The organism is Marinobacter sp. GH_1, assembly GCF_048595985.1.
Classification (GTDB): Bacteria; Pseudomonadota; Gammaproteobacteria; order Pseudomonadales; family Oleiphilaceae; genus Marinobacter; species Marinobacter shengliensis.
Genome location: NZ_CP184460.1, coordinates 2,139,505 through 2,158,701, shown reverse-complemented (window position 1 = coordinate 2,158,701; position 19,197 = coordinate 2,139,505). Strand labels below are relative to the sequence as shown.

The window sequence follows — 19,197 nt, the reverse complement described above, 5'->3', positions numbered from 1 at the left end:
CTATGAAACTGAATTGCGATCTCGGCGAGAGTTACGGCGCCTGGCAGATGGGCCAGGACGATCTGGTCATGCCCCTGATCGACATGGCTAATGTGGCCTGCGGGTTCCACGCCGCAGATCCCATGGTCATCCGCGACACGCTGGCGCTGGCATCGCGTTACCACGTGGAGATTGGCGCTCACCCTTCGTACCACGACCTCAGCGGATTTGGCCGGCGGTCTATCCACCACACCCCGGAAGAAATCGAAGCCCTTCTGCTTTATCAGTTGGGCGCCCTGGAGGGCATGTGTCGTAAAGAAGGTTTAAGCCTGAGTTACGTGAAGCCCCACGGCGCCTTGAACAACGACATGATGCGGGACCCAACCCTGTTGCACGCGGTCATGGTTGCCACCCGAACCTTCCGGCAGGATCTGCCCCTGATGATTCCGGTCACCCGGAAATACCGGGAGCATCAGCAAATGGCCGCCGATGTCGGCGTTCCCCTGCTGCTGGAAGCCTTTGCCGACCGAGCCTACGACGACGAAGGCCAACTGGTGTCCAGACGCCAGGCTGGGGCGGTGCACGAAGACCCTGAAATCATTGTGCGCCAGGCCCGGTACTTTGCCGAAAAAGGTGGCGTATTCAGTGCCACCGGTAACTGGCTTGAACTTCCTGCAGACAGCCTGTGCGTTCATGGCGACAACGAAGCCGCGCTTGAGGCGATCAAGGCCATCCGCAAGGCTCTTGGCAAACCCGGGCAATGATTGAAGCGGTTTCGGAAGATACCATCCTGATTACCCTGGCCGAGGCCATCGACGAGAGCCTGCCTGCCCGCATCGCCGGACTTGCCGACAACATTCGCAGTGCCGGTTCCCCCTGGTTAGTCGATATAGTTCCCTCATATACAACGCTGATGGTGGTCTACGATCCATTGAAGATCGACTTTCGGCAGGCTGTGTCTGAGCTGAGGCCACTGGTTACCCTCGAAAACACCTGTAAGCGCGCGCCGGATGAGAAGGGCCGACTGGTTGAGCTGCCGGTTTACTACAGCACCGAGACCGGGCCTGACCTGCAATGGCTGGCCTCAGAGTGCGGCCTGGAGTGCGAGGACATCATCCGCAAACACAGCGCCGTTGAGTACCGGGTCCATGCCCTTGGGTTTGCTCCCGGATTTGCCTTTATGGGGCAAGTGGACCCCACCATCGCCGCGCCCCGAAAGACCAGCCCCCGCAAACGGGTGCCCGCTGGCAGTGTTGGCATAGCCAACCGGCAGACCGCGGTCTACCCGCAGGCATCCCCTGGCGGCTGGCAATTGATTGGCCGGTGCCCGACACCCTTGTTCGACCAAACCAGCCTATCACTGCTCAGGGTCAGCGACCGGGTGAGATTCAAAGCCATAAGCCGGGAGGCGTTTCTGGCCGCGGGCGGGGAGCTGACCCCATGAGCTTTCTTGAAGTCGTCCGCCCCGGCGTACAAAGCACCATTCAAGACAGCGGTCGTCGGGGTTATCGCCACCATGGGCTGGCCGCAGGCGGCGCGCTGGACCTGATCAGCTATACCTGGGCCAACAAGCTGCTGGACAACCCTCGCAATGCCGCCTGTCTGGAGATAGTGCTGGGTGGATTTCGTGCCATTGCCCATGGTGCGCTTCAGGTAGCCCTCACCGGCGCCAGAACACGCGTAACGGTGAACAGGCAAACGGTTGATTTGTGGCAAACCCTGAACCTCAACGATGGTGACGAACTAACGATTGACCACTCAACGCACCATCGGCTTGTCTACCTGGCCGTGGTGGGTGGGTTGGATGCGCCGGAACAATTCGGGAGCCATTCGGTGGTTGTTCGGGAAAAGCTCGAGGGCCAGGGCCCGGTGCAGGCGGGAGACCGATTGATGCCGTTGCAGCCAAAGCGCCAAGTGCCAGAGCGGAAAGTACCCGATCACCAGCGTCCCGACCTTGATGCAGAAACGGTTATCCGGCTGATTCCGGGCTATCAATACCCTCAGTTTCAGCGAGCGGATATCATCCGGCTAACAACCAGCCGCTATACGGTTGGCGACCAATCCGACCGCATGGGCTTTCGACTCCAGGGAACGCCCCTGAGCTCCCCGCCCCCCGGAATTATTTCCGAAGGCATCGCCCTTGGAGCCGTCCAGTTTCCCGGTGATGGTCAACCTATCGTCTTGCTGAACGATTGCCAGACCATTGGTGGCTACCCGAAGTCCGGCGTCGTTCCCGCCGTGGATTGCGGCCTTCTGGCCCAACAACTGCCTGGTGCCAGCGTCCGGTTTGAATTGTGTGACCTGGCTACTGTGCAGAATCAGCGGCGCCTGTTTGAGCTCCATTACCAGCACACTCGCTGGTGTCAGACCGGCCAGGAACTTGAGTGGCTCTGATGCCTCCAGCATGGCCCAGGTCGGGAACCGTCTGGCAAAAGGTGCATTCCTCGGTATCCACTGCAGCACCGCCGGTTTCCACGTAACGCACCCGATGGCTAGGGCTCCCACGATTGGCAGAGACGGCATAGCGCCGGTTCTTTCGATCCTGCTCGGTTTTCGGAATCTGGCTCTGATCCTGATCCATTAAAGCACCTGCTCACAACGGGCATTCGATTTCACACCAGTGTACTGGATTCGCAAAGAAGTTTAATACGCAGGAAGTTACGTAGTCTGTCGAAGGTATCGATTGGGGAGTATAGAGACCGGTGTCAGGAAGAAAAATGGCGGTGGGCCAGGGATTCGAACCCCGGGACGGCTATTAACCGTCGGCGGTTTTCAAGACCGCTGCATTCAGCCACTCTGCCAGCCCACCGTCTTACCGAAAAAACGCCAGAAGGCGTATTTCCGTTGCTGCCATTGCGACAGCGGGTGGAATGATACCGGATTTGCCATTACTGTCAACGCCTTGAAGAAAAAACGTTGGAAATTCCACTGGTTCTGGTCACGGTGCGAGCAAGATTACACCAGTTTAATGGAATCCATTGGGGCATTTTCTGTCGTAAATGATTGAAAGTTGCGGATTCGACATTATCATGGGACTCAGTATCCAGTTGCAATAAACGGAGATGACAATGGAAGACAGACGTTTCGGCGTTCAGAACAACCAGGCTGCCTACCCGCAGTCCGGTCAAGCCACCGGCGTAACAGCGGGCATTGATGAAGATGCGCTGAAGGTACTGCGCAACACCTACATGCTGCTTGGCATGACCCTGGCCTTCTCGGCCCTGACTGCGTTCCTGAACATGAACGGCACGCACCCGGGCTTCCTGATCACCATCGTTGGCTATATTGGCCTGCTGTTCGCGACCTATAAGCTCAAGAACAGCCCCTGGGGCATCGTAACCACCTTCGCCCTGACCGGCTTCATGGGGTACACCCTGGGCCCGATCATCGGCGCGTTCGTTGCCGCGGGTGCCTCTCAGATTGTCGCCCAGGCACTGACCCTGACAGCCGTAGCCTTTGTTGGTCTGTCAGCCACCGCGCTGATCACCAAGAAAGACTTCAGCTTTATGTCCAGCTTCCTGACGGCCGGTGCGTTCGTGCTAATCGGTGCCATGCTGCTGGCCTTCTTCATGCAGAGCTCTGCCCTGCACCTGGCGGTATCCGCTGGCTTCACCATTTTCGCCTCCATCATGATCCTGTTTGAAACCAGCCGGATCATCAAAGGCGGCGAGCGTAACTACGTGATCGCAACCGTTGGCCTATACGTGGCCATCTACAACCTGTTTGTCAGCCTGCTGCACCTGCTGGCGGCATTCAGCGGCGACGATTAATTCGCCAGAGCAACGCGTTGAACAGGAACCCCGGCCTTTGCCGGGGTTCTTGCTTTCGGTAAACTGAAATCCGATCCATTCCTGACCGGCAACCTATCGTTATGTCCCCTGGCCTTTCTTACACCCTGGTTATTACCGGCGCTCCCTGGTCTAGCCAGGCACCACAAACAGCACTGGCATTCGCACAGGAGCTGATTGCAGCCGGCCACCACATCGACCGGGTGTTTCTTTATGGCGAGGGCGTACACCTAGCTTCAGCCCTGAGTACGCCCCCCTCCGATGAACCCGACTGGCCAGGCCAGTGGGCAGATTTCCTTGCTGACAACCAGACGCCTGGGGTCGCCTGCATTGCCTCGGCCTTGCGCCGGGGAATCGTCGACCAGGGCGAACAGGCAAGGTATGAACTCAGCGCCAACAACCTTCGTCAGCCTTACCAGATAGCGGGCTTGGGGGAATGGGTGGAAGGCAACCTGAAGTCTGACCGTGTGATCTACTTTCATGGGAGCCACTAAGATGACCACCTTGATTGTGATTGATCAGGTTCCGTATGGCTCCTGGTCCGGTCGCGAAGCGCTGGATATGGTGTTTTCCCTGGCAGCCTTCGATCAACCAGCGGCATTGCTCTTTATCGGCGCTGGTGTTAACTGGCTGCGCAAATCCCAGGATGCCGGAGGCATCGGCCAGAAAACGGTTGAAAAGAACCTTGCTGCGGCACCGGTGTTCGGAGTCGAACAGATTCTCGCGGAACAATCCGCCTGCGAGCGTTTTCGGCTTGGTGAGGAAGACAGGCTGAATGGCGTGGAACTGATTCCATCGGTCAGAGACGCCCTTGATCGCTTTGAACGCATCGTTTTTGCAGGCTAAGGATGACGGAATGACACAGGAACAAACGATTCAGGCGACACTTCATATCCTGAACAAATCACCCAGTCACCCAAGGTTCGCAACCTGTCTGGCAGCCCTTCACGAAGGAGACACGCTGGCACTGGCGGAAAATGCGGTACTGGCGGTAACAGACAGCACTGCTGGCCTCCCCCGAAACTGTGTTGCCCTTGGCGCAGACCTTGAGGCCAGAGGCCTGGCAGGCAACCCCAATGTACAAATCATCAGCTATGGCGATCTGGTGCGCCTGACCGCCGAACATTCACGTACGGTGAGCTGGTAATACAATGACGACTTTGCCGTTGCGCAACAACGAGGGTTTTCTGGAAGACGCTGGCAGCTGGACCCCTGACGTAGCACAGGAGATTGCCGCCGAGGACAGCATACAGCTAAATGAAAATCACTGGGAGATCATAGATTTCCTGAGGGAATTCTACAAACAACATGAAATGTCTCCGCCGTCAAACCGGTTATTTGTGAAGGCGGTGAAAGAAGCGTTCGGGGACGACAAGGGCAACAGTATCTACCTGATGCAGTTGTTCCCAGGCACACCCGCCAAAACCGCCTGCCGGATTGCCGGGCTACCCAGGCCAACCAACTGCCTTTGATCAGCGATCGCCCTGCCCTGGTGGCCGGCTACCACTGCTGGATTGGGATTTCTGCATTTCGGCAGTCGAGCCCAGAAAGCTGCTGAGCCCGTTCTCGAACAGATTGGAGCCAAACTTCAGGAATTGCTTGGTCGACTCCTTGGTCGCGCCTTCCCATGCATTTTGCGGGAGCTGCCGGACGGCATCGGCGACGCCTTTATTGACGCCCTTGGCCACCTTGGGCTCGATCTGGTCAGCGGCTTCCACCAACTCCCGCATGCGTTCAGCCAGCCAGGGCCGAACTACGAGGTACCAGAACGCAAACAGAACAGCCGCCACCGTACCAGCGGTCAACAGCACCTGAACAATCATCAAAACCCACACAGACATTACCTGTCTCCCTTGTTAGCCACCCAGTGGCGGCATGGGCAGCTGGTTCATCGCGATAAACTGAATCAGGCCGGCCACTGCGCCGAACAACCCCCCAACAAACATCAGCTGGAGCTCTTCTTCTCTGAACGCCGGCCGCAATATGTCCTGGAACTCCTCCGGACGGAGCGATTTCATCTGGCCCGCCAGCACACCGGCCACAATGGGTGCCCGCTCCTTGTTAAAAGCGGGATCGTTGAACACATCCCGGGTGGCGATCACCGCCTTCTGGTTCATCACTCGCTTGAGATCAGTGTAGCCAGTCATACCAACCGTCACCTGTGCCGCCAGCTTCATAACCATGGAGTTATCGAGCATTGGGCGCAGATGCTTCTGGATGATGGCTCGGGTTCGTGCTCCGTGCTGGCCATTGATCATGGCGTCCGCCACCTTCTCAACGGTGATCAGTTCCTCGGCCACCAGACGTGCCCAGGTATCACTGATCTGCTCCTGACGGCGCAGAAACAACCCCTGAATCCGCCAAAACAGAACCCGGCGAGGGCGAAGCGGTGCAAAAATCAGATTAATGGCGATCCAGTTGGTGATAAAGCCAATGGCAAAACCACCGACCGGCAGCAGCCATGGCTCCGGATAGGCCAGCCACAGCGGCGCCAGGATGGCACCCAGCAAACCGCCAATGATGGCACCACGGTTAATGACCGATTGCAATTCAACGGAACCGGCTTCCCGGAAAATGCGATTCATCAGGTCAGGATGATTCTGCAATTCGCGGCTGAGCAGTGCTTTCAGATCCACCAGCTCATTCAGGTCGTCACCGAAATCCTCAACCAGCTCTTCAATCCTGTCCGGCAGCTGCTGCCTGGCCCATTGGTAGATCCTGGCGCGAACAAACAGCGGCAGGTTATCCCACAACACCGGCTGCACTTCGTACATGACTTCGTCGATGTATTCATCCATCCGTGGTGAAACCTGTGCCACCACCTGTTGAACAATGCGCTGGGGCTCCAGCTTTTGATAGACGGTATTCAGATCACCAAACTGCTGCAGCGTCCGGTCGATACAGATGTGCGCCATCTTCTCGGCTTTACGGGGGATAACACCCTGCCAACCAATAACGCCAATGCCGATGAAACGCACCGGGTGAAATGACATCTGTATCGCAAGCCAGTTCGTAAACCAGCCGACGACAGCAGCCATCACAGGTACGGATAAGAGAGCAAGGTCGAGCAAGTGTTACCCCGGTTTCAAGTCTGGCGGCAATGGCGCCGCTGATATCACTGTTTTTTATGGCACGGTACAGCAACCGTGCACGGTTCTGTTAATCAACAGGATAATGGAGTATTGCAGATATCAGGACATTGGCCGTGTAGCCACGAAAGACAGGCATCTGCGGCAGCCGCCGCGGTGAACGACGGCCTGGCAGAGGTAATGCAGAATTTACTGATAGTAGGCGTTTTCAGTGTTCGAGTGGTCGGTCACATCACGAACCGCAGTGATCTCCGGAACCCGCTCCTTGAGGGTTTTCTCAACACCTTGCTTGAGGGTCAGGCTGACGGCGGAACAGCCCTGGCAACCGCCACCGAAACGCAGCACTGCCACCGACTCCTCAACGATCTCGACCAGCGATACATCACCGCCGTGGGCCGCCAGATTGGGGTTGATCTCAGACGCCAGCACGTAGTTCACCCGCTCAGGAAGGGGGGCGTCATCAGACACCTGGGGCACTTTGGCGTTCGGCGCCTTGATGGTCAACTGGCCGCCCATCTGGTCTTTGGAGTAGTCCACGTAGGCATCTTCCAGAAACGGTACCGAGTTATGGTCCAGGAACAGGGTGAATTTCTGCAGATCAACCTGCTCGTCTGTAGGGACGACTTCGTTTGGCGGGCAATAGGCCAGACAGGTCTCGGCATTGCGGGTACCCGGCTGGGTGACGAAGATACGAACGCCCATGCCCTCGACATCCTGCTTTTCAATCAGTTGCGCAAGATAATCCCTTGCGGAATCAGTGACAGTTACCAAAGCCATGCTTCCTACCTGTTTTCAAATGTAGTCTCTATTTTAGGAGAGTTCGCAGGAACTTAAAAGACCAAGTAAAATAGTCGGGCTTTAACAGGATAATGAATTGCACGTATAACCTCCCGCCAGGAACTTTGTGGTCAGTGCTTGATAATGATCATCTGTATTAAGACGTATACGTACAATTTTGCTATGATCCCGCGCCGTCCGAACAAACACGACGTTATTAATGACCCCGGAAGAATTCCCTATGACCGATCGTACTACCCGCCTGGACCAGCTTCATAAGGCCCTCAAGGAACGCATCATCATCCTCGATGGTGGCATGGGCACCATGATCCAGAACCAGAAGCTGGACGAAGCCGCATTCCGGGGCGACCGATTCAAGGATTTCGACCGGGACGTTCAGGGCAACAACGATCTCCTCAACCTGACCCAGCCGGCCCTGCTCCGCAATATCCACGCAGACTACCTGGATGCCGGCGCAGACATCATCGAAACCAACACTTTCAATTCCACCCGCCTTTCCCAGGCGGACTACGGCATGGAAGATCTGGCCCGTGAATTGAACGTGGAAGCGGCCAGGATCGCTCGGGAAATCGCTGATGAGTTCACCGCCCGCAATCCGGACAAACCACGGTTTGTTGCCGGCGCCGTGGGCCCTACCTCGCGCACCGCCTCCATCTCACCAGACGTCAATAACCCGGGCTACCGGAATGTGGATTTCCAGACCCTGGTGGATAATTACTATGAAGCGGTCTCCGGGCTGGTGGAAGGCGGCTCCGATCTGATCCTGATTGAAACCATTTTCGACACGCTGAACGCCAAGGCCGCCATTTACGCGACCCAGCAGTTCTTTGAGGACAACGGTTTTGAACTGCCGATCATGATCTCCGGCACCATTACCGACGCATCCGGTCGAACACTGTCGGGCCAGACCACCGAGGCCTTCTACAACTCAATCGCCCATGCAAAACCCATCTCAGTGGGTCTTAACTGCGCCCTGGGTGCGGACGCGTTGCGCCCTTATGTGGAAGAGCTGGCCAACAAGGCAGAAACCTATGTGTCAGCCCACCCCAACGCCGGGCTGCCCAACGAATTTGGCGAATACGACCAGACCCCCGAAGAAATGGCCGATATCATTGAGGGCTTCGCCAAGGACGGGTTCCTGAACATCATCGGGGGTTGTTGCGGCTCACGCCCGGATCACATTGAAGCCATTGCCAAGGCGGTATCCAAGTATCCACCCCGGAAGATTCCCGATCGCCCCAAGGCACTGCGCCTGTCAGGCCTCGAACCCTTTACCGGTGACGAAAACACGCTGTTCATTAACGTGGGCGAACGCACTAATGTGACCGGCTCCAAGCGATTTTTGAGGCTGATCAAGGAAGAACAGTACGAGGAAGCGCTGAGCGTGGCCCGGGACCAGGTGGAAAACGGCGCCCAGATCATCGATATCAACATGGACGAGGGCATGTTGGATTCAAGGGAGGTTATGGAGACCTTCCTGAAACTGGTGGCATCCGAACCTGACATTTCCCGCGTGCCGATCATGATCGATTCTTCCAAGTGGGAAGTGATCGAGGCCGGTCTTCGATGCATTCAGGGCAAGGCGGTGGTGAACTCCATCAGCCTCAAGGAAGGCGAGGAAGAGTTCATCAAGCGGGCAAAAGACTGCATGCGCTACGGTGCGGCCGTTGTCGTCATGGCCTTTGACGAAGACGGCCAGGCCGACACCTTCGAGCGTAAAACCGAGATCTGCAAACGCTCTTACGACGTGCTGACCAGTATCGGCTTTAACCCGGCCGACATTATTTTTGATCCGAACATCTTCGCCATCGCCACCGGCATCGAAGAGCACAACAACTATGCGGTGGACTTCATCAATGCCACCCGCTGGATCAGGGAAAACCTGCCCCACGCGTCCATCTCCGGTGGCGTGAGTAACGTCTCGTTTTCTTTCCGCGGTAACGATGCGGTGCGTGAGGCCATTCACTCCGTTTTCCTGTATCACGCGGTCAAGGCCGGCATGAACATGGGCATAGTGAACCCGGGCCAGTTGGTGATCTATGACGAGATCGAGCCAGACCTGAAGGAATTGGTGGAAGACGTCGTCCTGAACCGCCGCGATGACTCAACAGATCGCTTGCTTGAGGCGGCCGAAAAGTTCAAAGGCAAAGGCGGCCAGACCAAAGAAGAAGACCTTGCCTGGCGTGAGTGGCCCGTCGAGAAGCGTCTTGAGCATGCCCTGGTGAAAGGCATCACCAGTTACATTATTGACGACACAGAAGCCTGCCGGCAGAACGCCAGCCACCCCATCGAAGTGATCGAAGGCCCGCTGATGGCGGGTATGAATGTGGTCGGCGACCTGTTCGGTGATGGCAAGATGTTCCTGCCCCAGGTGGTCAAGAGCGCCCGGGTAATGAAGCAGGCCGTCGCCCACTTGATCCCGTTCATCGAGGCTGAGAAAACAGAAGACCAGCAGGCCAAGGGCAAGATTCTGATGGCCACCGTGAAGGGCGACGTACACGACATTGGCAAGAACATCGTGGGCGTGGTCCTGCAGTGCAATAACTACGAAGTCATCGACCTAGGCGTGATGGTGCCCTGCGAGAAGATTCTGGACGTTGCGAAAAAAGAGAATGTCGACATTATTGGTCTGAGCGGCCTGATCACACCCTCGCTGGATGAAATGGTCCATGTTGCCCGGGAAATGCAGAGGCTGGATTTCAATATCCCGCTGATGATTGGCGGTGCCACCACCTCCAAAGCCCACACTGCGGTGAAGATCGAGCCCCAGTACAAGAACGACATTGCCCTGTACGTATCCGATGCGTCCCGGTGCGTAAACGTGGCCTCTCAGCTTCTGAGCAAGACCGCAAAGCCCACGCTCGTGGAAGCCGCCCGTACCGAGTACGACGAGATCCGTGAGCGCCGCAAGAACCGTGGCGACCGTACAAAGCTGGTGTCAATGTCAGAAGCACGGGCACGGGCACCGGAACTCGATTTCGAGACTTACCAGCCACCGAAACCAGCCTTCACCGGGGTGCGGGCGTTCAACGATTACGACCTGAACGAACTGGTGGACTACATCGATTGGACGCCGTTTTTCATTTCCTGGGACATTGCCGGCAAATACCCGGCAATCTTCGACGATCCGAAGCGGGGCGAAGCTGCACGCACCCTGTTCGACGACGCCCAGAAACTGCTCAAGAAGATGATCGAAGATAAACGCATCACCGCCAGAGGCGTGATTGGCTTCTGGCCGGCCAACCGTCGCGGAGACGACATTGTCGTTTACACAGACGAGTCCCGCACCGAGGAGCTGACCACCCTGCACCAACTTCGCCAGCAAGACGAAAAAGCGCCCGGCAAACCCATGATGGCCCTGTCTGATTTTGTGGCCCCTGAAGACTCCCACGTGGGTGACTATGTCGGCGGCTTTGCCGTAACCACCGGTATTGGGGTGGACGAACTGACCAAAGAGTTCAAGGATGCCCACGACGATTACAGCGCCATTATGGTCCAGGCTCTGGCAGACCGGCTTGCAGAAGCCTTTGCCGAGCGTATGCACGAACGGGTTCGCAAAGAATTCTGGGGCTATGCAACCGATGAACAGCTGGCCAACGATGACCTGATCAAGGAACGGTACCAGGGCATCCGCCCGGCCCCCGGCTATCCTGCCTGCCCTGACCATACAGAGAAAGCCACCCTGTTCAAACTGCTGGATGCAACAGCCAACACCAGCCTCCAGCTGACCGAACACTTTGCCATGTACCCAACGGCAGCGGTCTCTGGCTGGTACTTTGCCCACCCGGAATCCAAATACTTTGCCGTCGGCAAAATTGGCGTGGACCAGGTTGAAGACTATGCTGAACGAAAAGGGCTGTCCAAAGCAGAAGCTGAGCGCTGGCTGATGCCCAGCCTGGCCTACGATCCGGCCGAATAAATCAGGGTGACTCAATGAACGATATGGCTGACAACAACAATAATAGCAGCAAGAAAAAGCCCGGTTCGCCGGGCGTTCTGAAAATCATGCAAAGTATCCTCGCCGGCGCTTTGGGGGTGCAGTCTGAAAAGCGCCGACAAGAGGATTTTGCCAGCCACAGCCCGGTGCCCTACATCATTGCCGGGCTGCTGTTTGGCGCTGCGTTTGTGGGCGGGCTGATACTGGTGGTAAAGGTGGTGCTGGCAGGCCAGTAGCGCTACTGGCCGGCAACCCACACTACCGCAAAGGCAACAGCCAGCAACACCAGTAACACTGCTGCAACGGCATCGGCCTGGCTATCTGAATCCGCTGTCTTTTTCATAGCTTACTCCTCGGTTATCCAGTCTTGTTATTGTTTCAGTACCCGGCTTTTATTAAAGCAGGAAATTGATATTCGTCCAGTCCTGCCCGCCGCTGCTGATTTTCCTGCTTATCACCTGAATCGATAATGATATTTTGAAATAATCATTTTAAGAATAAAAACCCAGTGATATCCTCCGCTTCAGGAATAAGGCCCAATGTCATTTTGGCGCCATTCAACAACCGCATTTCAGAAGTTACCAGGCAGGACGTTACCCTATGTACGTTTATGATGAGCACGACCGGCAAATTGCCGCGGAACGTGTCGCACAGTTTCGGGACCAAACCGAGCGGGCCCTGGCGGGCGAGCTGGCGGAAGAAGAGTTTCTTCCACTTCGTCTGCAGAACGGTCTCTACGTTCAGCGTCTTGCACCCATGCTGCGTATCTGTGTGCCCTATGGCATGCTCCGTTCAGACCAGATCCGCCGCCTGGCCCGCATCACCCGTGATTACGACAAGGGTTATGCGCATTTTACAACCCGTACCAACATCCAGCTGAACTGGCCAAACCTGGAAGACGTTCCGGATATCCTGGCCGAACTGGCCGAAGTGGAAATGCATGCCAACCAGACCAGCGGTAACTGCATCCGTAACACCACCACAGACCAGTTCTCCGGTGTTCAGGCCGATGAAATCGCCGACCCTCGCCCTTACTGCGAGATTATCCGGCAGTGGTCTACCTTCCACCCGGAATTCGCTTTCCTTCCTCGCAAATTCAAGGTGGCGGTTAATGCCTCCGAAAAGACGGACCGGGCAGCCATTCAGGTACACGATATCGGCCTGCAACTGGTCCGGAATGATCAGGGTGAGCTGGGCTTCCGCGTACACGTCGGTGGCGGCCTGGGCCGCACGCCCATGGTGGGGCCAGTCATTCGGGAATTCCTGCCGGAACTCGACCTTCTGACTTACCTGGAGGCGGTCCTGCGGGTCTATAACCGTTACGGCCGGCGCGACAACAAGTTCAAGGCACGCATCAAGATTCTGGTGAAGGCACTGACCCCGGAAGGTTTCGCCGAGAAAGTCGAAGCTGAATGGGCACACATCAAAGACTCCCCGACTCGGCTGACCCCGGAAGCGATCCGCAAATTCCAGGGCTATTTCACCGAGCCTGACTACGAGACACTGGAGAACGCCACTGCCCTGCTGAGTGAGCAACGATTTGAGAACCGCGAATTCGACAAGTGGCTGACTCACAACGTCAGCGAGCACAAGAAGCCCGGCTATGCCAGTGTCACCCTGACCCTGAAAAAAACCGGGACCCCGCCGGGTGACGTGACCGATTATCAGCTTGAGCAGATTGCTGACCTGGCGGACCAGTTCAGCTTTGGTGAGGCCCGCGCGACACACGAGCAGAATGTGGTTCTGGCCGATGTTCGCCAGGACCAGCTGTTCGAGCTCTGGCAGCGCCTCGTTCCCTTGGGCTTTGCCACTGCCAACCTGAACACCCTGACCGACGTCATCTGCTGCCCGGGCGGCGATTTCTGCGCCCTGGCCAACGCCAAATCGATTCCCGTTGCTGAGGCTATCCAGCGTCGCTTTGATGATCTGGATTACCTGTACGACCTCGGCCCCATCGACCTCAACATCTCCGGCTGCATGAATGCCTGTGGCCACCACCACGTTGGTAACATTGGCGTGCTGGGCGTTGACAAGAAAGGCGAAGAGTTCTACCAGATCAGTCTCGGTGGCGACTCCCATCATGACGCCGCCATTGGCAAGATTCTGGGGCCCTCGTTTGCAAGGGACCAGATGCCCGAAGTGATTGCCAAGATCATTGATGTATATGTCGACAAACGGAGCGAGGAAGAAACCTTCCTGGATACCTATCGCCGTGTTGGTATTGAACCATTCAAGGAGCGGGTCTATGCCTGATGTAATCGCTGCTGACGGCAGCATCCGTAACGACAGCTGGGTGGTCGTAGAGCGCCCTGCCGAGGGTGAATCCCTCAATGTAGCCGCAGGCCAGCCTGCGCTGATTCCCGCGGATCTGTGGCTTGCAGGCTACGAGCACTACGTAGGCCGGGATGATATCGGAGTCTGGTTCGACAGCCATGACGAGCCCGAAATGCTCGGGGAAAAGGTTAAGGAATTACCGTTGATTGCGGTGAACTTTCCACGCTTTGTGGATGGCCGGGGTTACAGTATCGCCCGCCTGCTGCGGGAAAGGTTTGGCTACCAGGGAGAGCTGAGAGCTATCGGAGATGTACTGCTGGACCAGTTGCAGTTCATGAAACGGTGCGGCTTCGATTCCTACGTGCTGCGGGCCGACAAGGACATCAGCAAGGCAGCTCGCTGCCTGAACTTCTTCAGCCAGGCCTACCAGGCCGCCACCGATACCGACCAGCCCCTGTTCCGTCGCAGGGCTTCCTGAGCGATCACGGGTGGGCGCAGAGCGTTAAACTCTCCGCGCCCAGCCCTGACTTACTGAATTTTCTGATTACGGAAAGCACTGAGCACCCGCCAAACGGTATGCTCAAGCGCCGCACTGGTGGCCAGGCCAAGCCGTTCCGGCAGGGTTCTCTTACGCTGGAATGACACCGAGACCACCTCACCCCGGTCGCAGGCCTCTATCAGGTATTCGTCCGACGTCTTGATATCGTCAATGAGTTTGACCTCAAGGGCACGCTTGCCAAACCAGATGTCGCCATTGGCCACCGCCTGGATATCCAGCGCAGGGCGCCGCTCGCTGACGTATTCCTTGAACAGGCCGTGGGTATCTTCAAGGTCCGCGAGAAATTTCTGCCGGCCCTTTTCGGTGTTCTCTCCAAACACGGTTAGTGTGCGCTTGTGCTCACCGGCGGTCAGCACTTCAAAATCCACATCGTTCTTCTGCAGGAAACGATGGAAGTTCGGCAGCTGGGCAACCACACCAATCGAACCCAGAACTGCAAAGGGCGACGCAATGATCTTGTCGGCAACGCAAGCCATCATGTAACCACCGCTGGCCGCCACCTTGTCTACGCAGGCCGTCAGGGGAACCCCTTTACTGCGAATCCGGTCAAGCTGTGCGGCTGCCAGACCATAGGCGTGCACGAGGCCGCCACCGCTTTCCAGGCGAACCACCACCTCGTCTGTCTCCGGGTTGGCGACACTGAGCACCGCAGAGACCGACCGCCTGAGCGTGTCGGTATCGCTGGCTTTGATGTCGCCATCGAAGTCGATGACATAGATGCGTGGTTTGGAGGCCTTTTCTTCCTCAGCGGTTTTATCCTGTTTGGCCGATTTTTTCTCGGCTTTCTCTTCTTTTTTCTTTTGTTTCTGCCAGGCCTTGTGTTCGGCGTCTGACATCAACCGGGACTGGATGGACTCTTTCAGTTTCCGGTACTGGTCGTTCAGTTTGCGAATTTTGAGCTCGCCCTCTCCTTCATGATCACTCCGGTCCCGCTGGGTGGCGGAGAAAATCACCGAGGCCAGAATGATGGCGGCCACCACGAAGGTCACCACTTTAGCGAGGAAAAGTCCGTATTCGGTCAGAAATTCCAAAATGCAGTCTCCAGACGTCGTTGCAAAGCCATGAGTGTACCCCCTCACAGGGGGCGTGATAAGTCCAAAAGAAAATTAAAACAAGCGTTCGATCAAGCTTGACACAACCGTGTTCTAACCATAAAGTCGGATGGCGAGGTCGGCGCTACCCGGGCTATCAAACAGGCTTCTGAGGCCAGGGATTCCAAGCCGTCACCATGACAAGACAACCACTCAAAAGGGTAAAACAATGTCTGTAGCTCAGGTATTTGAAAAACTCGAACAGAATTTCAACGCAGACGCGGCACAAGGCCTGGATCTGGTGTTCCAGTTCGACATCGAAGATGACAAAACCTACCACCTGGTGATCAACGACGGCACTTGCAAGCTGCACGAAGGCGCGAACGACGATCCTTCCGTTACCCTGATCATGAACTCCGACACCCTGCAGGGTATCGTTTCCGGCGAAACCGACGGCATGCAGGCATTCATGGCTGGTCAGCTGCGCGCCGAAGGCGACATGATGCTGGCAACCAAGCTGGGTGAACTGTTCAAAATGGGCTAAGCCCCGCTTAACAGGCCATAAAAAAACCTGCGCAAGTCGCAGGTTTTTTTTGGTCGCTTCAACGACACCGAAGCCGTTATTACAGCCCGACGTCGCCCAACGACGATTCCGCCAGTTTCAGCAGGTCGCTGTTGCTCTCTTCGCGGCGGCCAATGCTTTCAATGTAGTACTCCAGCGACGTAAGCGCGTCCGCCAGCGCTTCAAGCACCTGAGGTGCCGGCGCTTCCCTCGCATCCAGTAGCTGCTCCTGAATGGATGCCGCTACCCGCGCAATGACACTGGCAGCCTGGGGGTCGTTCACCATCTGCAAACCACCCCAGATACTGCGCAGGGTGCCCGGCAGGTTGGCCAGGTGCAACTTGTCGTAGTCGGATTCGATAAACGCGGTAATAGCACGCTTGGCCAGGGTCAGGGCGCTACGCGCCTCGTCTGCAACCACCCAGATGGCTTCCTGCAGGTAGACGGACTCGTCCCGCTTGCGTTCACTGCCTGCCAACGCATCGGTCTCCGAGGTAATACCTCGAATGACGATCTGCATGACGGCATCCTCCACCCCCAGCACCGAATCGGCCAGGCGATAGAGTTCGTCCTCTGCCGGCAGGCGCTTCTCCTCCTCCCACTGACGGAGTTTCGTCGCTTCCTCACGGGCAATACCGGCCAGGCGATTGAGATCGAGCATCACCAGGGTGTTCGCCAGGCGCTCGAGGGCGTCAGCGATGGACGCCAGCTCGGCCAGGTCTGGCTCGATACCCCGTTCGATGATGTCCAGCTTATCCTTCAGTTGATTGAGCTCTTCCTGCAGCGCTTCCGACAAGGATTTCAGTACATCCGAACCCGGGCCGTACAGCCGGCGCGAGTGGGCTTCAAGGATAGCATCAGGAAACTCAGAGGGCGCCAGCCGGTAGGCGGAAAGAACGCTCGCCACCTCGGGATTAGCGGACCCGCTGCGGTACAAAAGGTAGACAAGGTCTTTGATGACCGAGTCAGGGGCATCTTTGGTGGTGGCCACTTTGCCAACGTACACCACTTCGCGGGCGTACTTCTCTATTCGCATAAGCAGACGTTTGCGGGCTTTATTGAAGCCCATGGCCCGGTCCAGCATGGTGTCTGCAACCACAGACAGCAAGCACCACATCTGCCCCATTGGCGCTCCCTGGCAAAGCCTGGCAAAGCCACGGGAAGCCCTGGCCACCAGCTTTTTGCTGACCACCTCATTACGCTCACGAAGAATGCCAAGCAGAGCGACCTGGAGGGTCAGGCGCATACGCCGGGCGAGAATTTCGTATTCGGCATCGCCGCCTTCAAGCGGCTGAAGCGAGAGCCCGGAACAAAAATCCGGACGCTCTTTCACATCCACATCAAAGAAACAGGATTCGGGATAGGGTTTCTCGCGCCGCGCCTCGCGCAGATCATTGATAACCGGCAGCAGCAATTCCGGATGATCTTCCCGTTGCTGGTGGTAATATTCAACGTAGCGACGCAGGATAAACAGGGCGCTGTTGAGGGTCGTCAGCAGAATGTTCTTGTCGTCGTTGGCGCCAACGGGCACGTCGTTGGCCAGGTTCACTGCTTCCTGACACAGCAGGGTTCCACCACGCAACTCCACCAGAATGAAGATGCCCCGCAACTGATTGAGATAATCAACACAGTTCTGCAGGTCTTCCCCACTCTCACGATTTTCCTGAAAGCGCTCAAGGCTGGATTCTGCCTGTTTGATGGTCTGTTCGATTTCGCTTTTGACCAAATCAAACGACTGCGATTTCGTCGCCAGAGACGATTGAACCATAAACGCTTCCTGTTACTTTGCGGAGACTACCGCATCCTGTTCGTGAACTAATGCCGGGGACATGGGGCCGGCGTTTGTTATGGGCCATGCACCCTGCCGGCCAACATTCAGCTCGCAGAAAACTGGCGAACTTATCATTACTTATAACATAAAACTCAAGTACCTCAAGAAAGGCGGAATGTAACAAATGGTACACCCTGACGTGGTTCTCATTCCGATTGCTGTAATTTGCTCCAGACTGTGTGGCCGGCCTGCTTCTCCATCATCGCCAGAAATTCTTCATGGGCCGAGGCCTCGGCGTCATCAGCACGGATCACCGTCAAAGCCGGTCGGCTGCCAGTCAGGCGGCGGATGCCGCCGGCAGATCCATCATCGCCAGCCCCGGCATCCAGGGATAACGCGGTTTGCCCGCCGGTCATCAACAGATAAACGTCCGCCAGAATCTCCGCATCCAGCAACGCGCCGTGCAGTTCCCGGTTGCTGTTGTCTACTCCGTAACGTTTGCACAGGGCATCCAGGTTGTTCTTCTGGCCCGGATGCTTGGCCCGGGCGATGGCCAGCGAGTCGACGATGCCGCAGTGGTCAGCGGTTTTCCGGACCGGCTTGAGACGAGCAAACTCGGCGTCCATGAAGCCGACGTCAAAAGCCGCGTTATGGATAACCAGCTCCGCACCCTTGATAAACTCGAAAAATTCGTCGGCGATTTCAGCAAACCTGGGCTTGTCGGTCAGAAACTCGTTGGTGATGCCGTGAACGGTGATAGCTTCGGCCTCGACTTCCCGCTCTGGATTGATGTAGACGTGGTAATTGCGGCCCGTCAGCTCACGCTCAATGACTTCAACGCAGCCAATCTCGATAATGCGGTGTCCGTCGTTCGGGTCGATACCCGTGGTTTCGGTATCCAGTACGATCTGTCTCATGTCTCTGTGCTCTCTGTTTCCGTCGTCGCCCGCGCCACAGGCCGCGTCAGGCGCTGGTCAGTTCATCAACGCCACGGTTGGCCAGTTCATCCGCAAGCTCGTTGTCGGGGTTACCGGAATGGCCCTTGACCCAGTGCCAGCTCACCTTATGTCGTGCAGTTTCGGTGTCCAGCTCTTGCCATAAGTCGGCATTCTTGACTGGCTTCTTCGCCGAATTCTTCCAGCCGTTTCGCTTCCAGCCCGCCATCCATTCCGTGATGCCCTTACGGACATACTGGGAGTCTGTATACAGCTCAACCTCACAGGCACGGTTCAGTGCCCTCAGGCCGCGAATAGCGGCCATGAGCTCCATGCGGTTGTTCGTGGTCTGGCGCTCACCACCATGCAGGGTCTTGCAGGCATCTCCGTATCGCAGAACCACACCCCACCCACCGGGACCAGGATTGCCTTTACAGGCACCATCGGTGTACATCACCACCTTGCCAGCCATTT

Annotated in this window: 19 protein-coding genes, 1 tRNA gene and 1 pseudogene; 13 read left to right on the top strand and 8 right to left on the bottom strand. The window is 56.8% G+C overall.

Going from position 1 to position 19,197, the window contains the following annotated elements:
• Positions 1 to 2: 2 nt before the first annotated feature.
• Genes ACNSOI_RS09800 through ACNSOI_RS09790 form a run of 3 tightly spaced genes read left to right on the top strand, consistent with a single transcriptional unit; the run spans position 3 to position 2,373 of the window.
• Positions 3 to 743 carry a 5-oxoprolinase subunit PxpA gene (locus ACNSOI_RS09800; RefSeq protein WP_420195690.1) on the top strand — a complete coding sequence of 247 codons (741 nt, stop codon included), beginning with the start codon at positions 3 to 5 and terminating at the stop codon, positions 741 to 743.
• The gene (gene pxpB, locus ACNSOI_RS09795; RefSeq protein ID WP_420195689.1) at positions 740 to 1,423 is read left to right on the top strand and encodes a 5-oxoprolinase subunit PxpB; all 684 of its coding nucleotides are present in this window, start codon (positions 740 to 742) and stop codon (positions 1,421 to 1,423) included. Before ACNSOI_RS09800 ends, pxpB begins: the two co-directional genes overlap by 4 nt.
• Positions 1,420 to 2,373, top strand: a complete 954-nt coding sequence (locus ACNSOI_RS09790) for a biotin-dependent carboxyltransferase family protein (RefSeq protein WP_420195688.1) — start codon at positions 1,420 to 1,422, stop codon at positions 2,371 to 2,373. Before pxpB ends, ACNSOI_RS09790 begins: the two co-directional genes overlap by 4 nt.
• Before the next feature lie 324 nt (positions 2,374 to 2,697).
• On the opposite strand, the gene ACNSOI_RS09785 is transcribed toward ACNSOI_RS09790, so the two are convergent.
• Positions 2,698 to 2,788: transfer RNA gene (locus ACNSOI_RS09785), tRNA-Ser, on the bottom strand.
• A 259-nt stretch (positions 2,789 to 3,047) separates the two neighbouring features.
• On the opposite strand from ACNSOI_RS09785, the gene ACNSOI_RS09780 reads away from it, so the two are divergent.
• The 5 genes from ACNSOI_RS09780 (at position 3,048) to ACNSOI_RS09760 (ending at position 5,239) form a co-directional block, all read left to right on the top strand.
• Positions 3,048 to 3,749, top strand: a complete 702-nt coding sequence (locus tag ACNSOI_RS09780) for a Bax inhibitor-1/YccA family protein (RefSeq protein ID WP_058089752.1) — start codon at positions 3,048 to 3,050, stop codon at positions 3,747 to 3,749.
• 101 nt (positions 3,750 to 3,850) lie between these two features.
• Complete coding sequence (tusD, locus tag ACNSOI_RS09775; RefSeq protein ID WP_106695723.1) at positions 3,851 to 4,261, top strand: sulfurtransferase complex subunit TusD; 411 nt, start codon at positions 3,851 to 3,853, stop codon at positions 4,259 to 4,261.
• 1 nt (position 4,262) lies between these two features.
• The gene (locus tag ACNSOI_RS09770) at positions 4,263 to 4,613 is read left to right on the top strand and encodes a DsrE family protein (RefSeq protein WP_420195687.1); all 351 of its coding nucleotides are present in this window, start codon (positions 4,263 to 4,265) and stop codon (positions 4,611 to 4,613) included.
• Between the two features lie 10 nt (positions 4,614 to 4,623).
• Positions 4,624 to 4,914, top strand: a complete 291-nt coding sequence (tusB, locus tag ACNSOI_RS09765) for a sulfurtransferase complex subunit TusB (protein WP_106695721.1) — start codon at positions 4,624 to 4,626, stop codon at positions 4,912 to 4,914.
• A gap of 4 nt (positions 4,915 to 4,918) precedes the next feature.
• Entirely contained in the window at positions 4,919 to 5,239 is a 321-nt protein-coding gene (locus tag ACNSOI_RS09760) for a TusE/DsrC/DsvC family sulfur relay protein (protein ID WP_420195686.1), read from the top strand.
• Here ACNSOI_RS09760 and ACNSOI_RS09755 read toward each other — a convergent pair whose 3' ends face one another.
• The 3 genes from ACNSOI_RS09755 to nfuA all read right to left on the bottom strand — a co-directional run bounded on the left by ACNSOI_RS09755 (position 5,240) and on the right by nfuA (position 7,633).
• On the bottom strand, positions 5,240 to 5,608 hold the full coding sequence (locus ACNSOI_RS09755) for a hypothetical protein (protein ID WP_061332841.1): 369 nt from the start codon (positions 5,606 to 5,608) through the stop codon (positions 5,240 to 5,242).
• A 15-nt stretch (positions 5,609 to 5,623) separates the two neighbouring features.
• Positions 5,624 to 6,760, bottom strand: coding sequence for a DUF445 family protein (locus tag ACNSOI_RS09750; protein ID WP_228703981.1), 1,137 nt, complete (start codon positions 6,758 to 6,760; stop codon positions 5,624 to 5,626).
• A 285-nt stretch (positions 6,761 to 7,045) separates the two neighbouring features.
• Positions 7,046 to 7,633: a Fe-S biogenesis protein NfuA gene (gene nfuA / locus ACNSOI_RS09745; protein ID WP_058089746.1), complete on the bottom strand. Its 588-nt coding sequence runs from the start codon at positions 7,631 to 7,633 to the stop codon at positions 7,046 to 7,048.
• A 241-nt stretch (positions 7,634 to 7,874) separates the two neighbouring features.
• Here nfuA and metH point away from each other — a divergent pair, with 241 nt between their 5' ends.
• From metH to ACNSOI_RS09725, 4 genes are all read left to right on the top strand, one after another.
• The gene (gene metH / locus ACNSOI_RS09740) at positions 7,875 to 11,573 is read left to right on the top strand and encodes a methionine synthase (RefSeq protein WP_420195685.1); all 3,699 of its coding nucleotides are present in this window, start codon (positions 7,875 to 7,877) and stop codon (positions 11,571 to 11,573) included.
• Positions 11,574 to 11,587: 14 nt separating this feature from the next.
• Positions 11,588 to 11,827, top strand: coding sequence for a DUF2970 domain-containing protein (locus ACNSOI_RS09735; RefSeq protein ID WP_082780601.1), 240 nt, complete (start codon positions 11,588 to 11,590; stop codon positions 11,825 to 11,827).
• Between the two features lie 364 nt (positions 11,828 to 12,191).
• Complete coding sequence (locus tag ACNSOI_RS09730) at positions 12,192 to 13,844, top strand: nitrite/sulfite reductase (protein WP_138435562.1); 1,653 nt, start codon at positions 12,192 to 12,194, stop codon at positions 13,842 to 13,844.
• The gene (locus tag ACNSOI_RS09725) at positions 13,837 to 14,343 is read left to right on the top strand and encodes a DUF934 domain-containing protein (RefSeq protein WP_061332835.1); all 507 of its coding nucleotides are present in this window, start codon (positions 13,837 to 13,839) and stop codon (positions 14,341 to 14,343) included. The genes ACNSOI_RS09730 and ACNSOI_RS09725 overlap by 8 nt, the downstream gene beginning before the upstream one ends.
• A 50-nt stretch (positions 14,344 to 14,393) precedes the next feature.
• Here ACNSOI_RS09725 and sohB read toward each other — a convergent pair whose 3' ends face one another.
• Positions 14,394 to 15,455: a protease SohB gene (gene sohB / locus ACNSOI_RS09720; RefSeq protein WP_106695716.1), complete on the bottom strand. Its 1,062-nt coding sequence runs from the start codon at positions 15,453 to 15,455 to the stop codon at positions 14,394 to 14,396.
• Between the two features lie 229 nt (positions 15,456 to 15,684).
• Here sohB and ACNSOI_RS09715 point away from each other — a divergent pair, with 229 nt between their 5' ends.
• Positions 15,685 to 15,999: an SCP2 sterol-binding domain-containing protein gene (locus ACNSOI_RS09715; protein WP_061332831.1), complete on the top strand. Its 315-nt coding sequence runs from the start codon at positions 15,685 to 15,687 to the stop codon at positions 15,997 to 15,999.
• Positions 16,000 to 16,078: 79 nt separating this feature from the next.
• On the opposite strand, the gene ACNSOI_RS09710 is transcribed toward ACNSOI_RS09715, so the two are convergent.
• From ACNSOI_RS09710 to rnhA, 3 genes and pseudogenes are all read right to left on the bottom strand, one after another.
• Positions 16,079 to 17,785 carry a hypothetical protein gene (locus ACNSOI_RS09710; RefSeq protein WP_061332828.1) on the bottom strand — a complete coding sequence of 569 codons (1,707 nt, stop codon included), beginning with the start codon at positions 17,783 to 17,785 and terminating at the stop codon, positions 16,079 to 16,081.
• A 209-nt stretch (positions 17,786 to 17,994) separates the two neighbouring features.
• A pseudogene (dnaQ, locus tag ACNSOI_RS09705) lies at positions 17,995 to 18,726 on the bottom strand (DNA polymerase III subunit epsilon); the annotation flags it as partial.
• Positions 18,727 to 18,751: 25 nt separating this feature from the next.
• Positions 18,752 to 19,195, bottom strand: coding sequence for a ribonuclease HI (rnhA, locus tag ACNSOI_RS09700; RefSeq protein WP_420195684.1), 444 nt, complete (start codon positions 19,193 to 19,195; stop codon positions 18,752 to 18,754).
• Positions 19,196 to 19,197 lie beyond the last annotated feature (2 nt).

Bases quoted from the DNA above. Each gene is read 5' to 3' on its own strand.
- ACNSOI_RS09800 (WP_420195690.1), top strand. From the start codon at position 3: ATGAAACTGAATTGCGATCTCGGCGAGAGTTACGGCGCCTGGCAGATG.
- pxpB (WP_420195689.1), top strand. From the start codon at position 740: ATGATTGAAGCGGTTTCGGAAGATACCATCCTGATTACCCTGGCCGAG.
- ACNSOI_RS09790 (WP_420195688.1), top strand. From the start codon at position 1,420: ATGAGCTTTCTTGAAGTCGTCCGCCCCGGCGTACAAAGCACCATTCAA.
- ACNSOI_RS09780 (WP_058089752.1), top strand. From the start codon at position 3,048: ATGGAAGACAGACGTTTCGGCGTTCAGAACAACCAGGCTGCCTACCCG.
- tusD (WP_106695723.1), top strand. From the start codon at position 3,851: ATGTCCCCTGGCCTTTCTTACACCCTGGTTATTACCGGCGCTCCCTGG.
- ACNSOI_RS09770 (WP_420195687.1), top strand. From the start codon at position 4,263: ATGACCACCTTGATTGTGATTGATCAGGTTCCGTATGGCTCCTGGTCC.
- tusB (WP_106695721.1), top strand. From the start codon at position 4,624: ATGACACAGGAACAAACGATTCAGGCGACACTTCATATCCTGAACAAA.
- ACNSOI_RS09760 (WP_420195686.1), top strand. From the start codon at position 4,919: ATGACGACTTTGCCGTTGCGCAACAACGAGGGTTTTCTGGAAGACGCT.
- ACNSOI_RS09755 (WP_061332841.1), bottom strand. From the start codon at position 5,608: ATGTCTGTGTGGGTTTTGATGATTGTTCAGGTGCTGTTGACCGCTGGT.
- ACNSOI_RS09750 (WP_228703981.1), bottom strand. From the start codon at position 6,760: ATGTCATTTCACCCGGTGCGTTTCATCGGCATTGGCGTTATTGGTTGG.
- nfuA (WP_058089746.1), bottom strand. From the start codon at position 7,633: ATGGCTTTGGTAACTGTCACTGATTCCGCAAGGGATTATCTTGCGCAA.
- metH (WP_420195685.1), top strand. From the start codon at position 7,875: ATGACCGATCGTACTACCCGCCTGGACCAGCTTCATAAGGCCCTCAAG.
- ACNSOI_RS09735 (WP_082780601.1), top strand. From the start codon at position 11,588: ATGAACGATATGGCTGACAACAACAATAATAGCAGCAAGAAAAAGCCC.
- ACNSOI_RS09730 (WP_138435562.1), top strand. From the start codon at position 12,192: ATGTACGTTTATGATGAGCACGACCGGCAAATTGCCGCGGAACGTGTC.
- ACNSOI_RS09725 (WP_061332835.1), top strand. From the start codon at position 13,837: ATGCCTGATGTAATCGCTGCTGACGGCAGCATCCGTAACGACAGCTGG.
- ACNSOI_RS09715 (WP_061332831.1), top strand. From the start codon at position 15,685: ATGTCTGTAGCTCAGGTATTTGAAAAACTCGAACAGAATTTCAACGCA.
- ACNSOI_RS09710 (WP_061332828.1), bottom strand. From the start codon at position 17,785: ATGGTTCAATCGTCTCTGGCGACGAAATCGCAGTCGTTTGATTTGGTC.
- rnhA (WP_420195684.1), bottom strand. From the start codon at position 19,195: ATGGCTGGCAAGGTGGTGATGTACACCGATGGTGCCTGTAAAGGCAAT.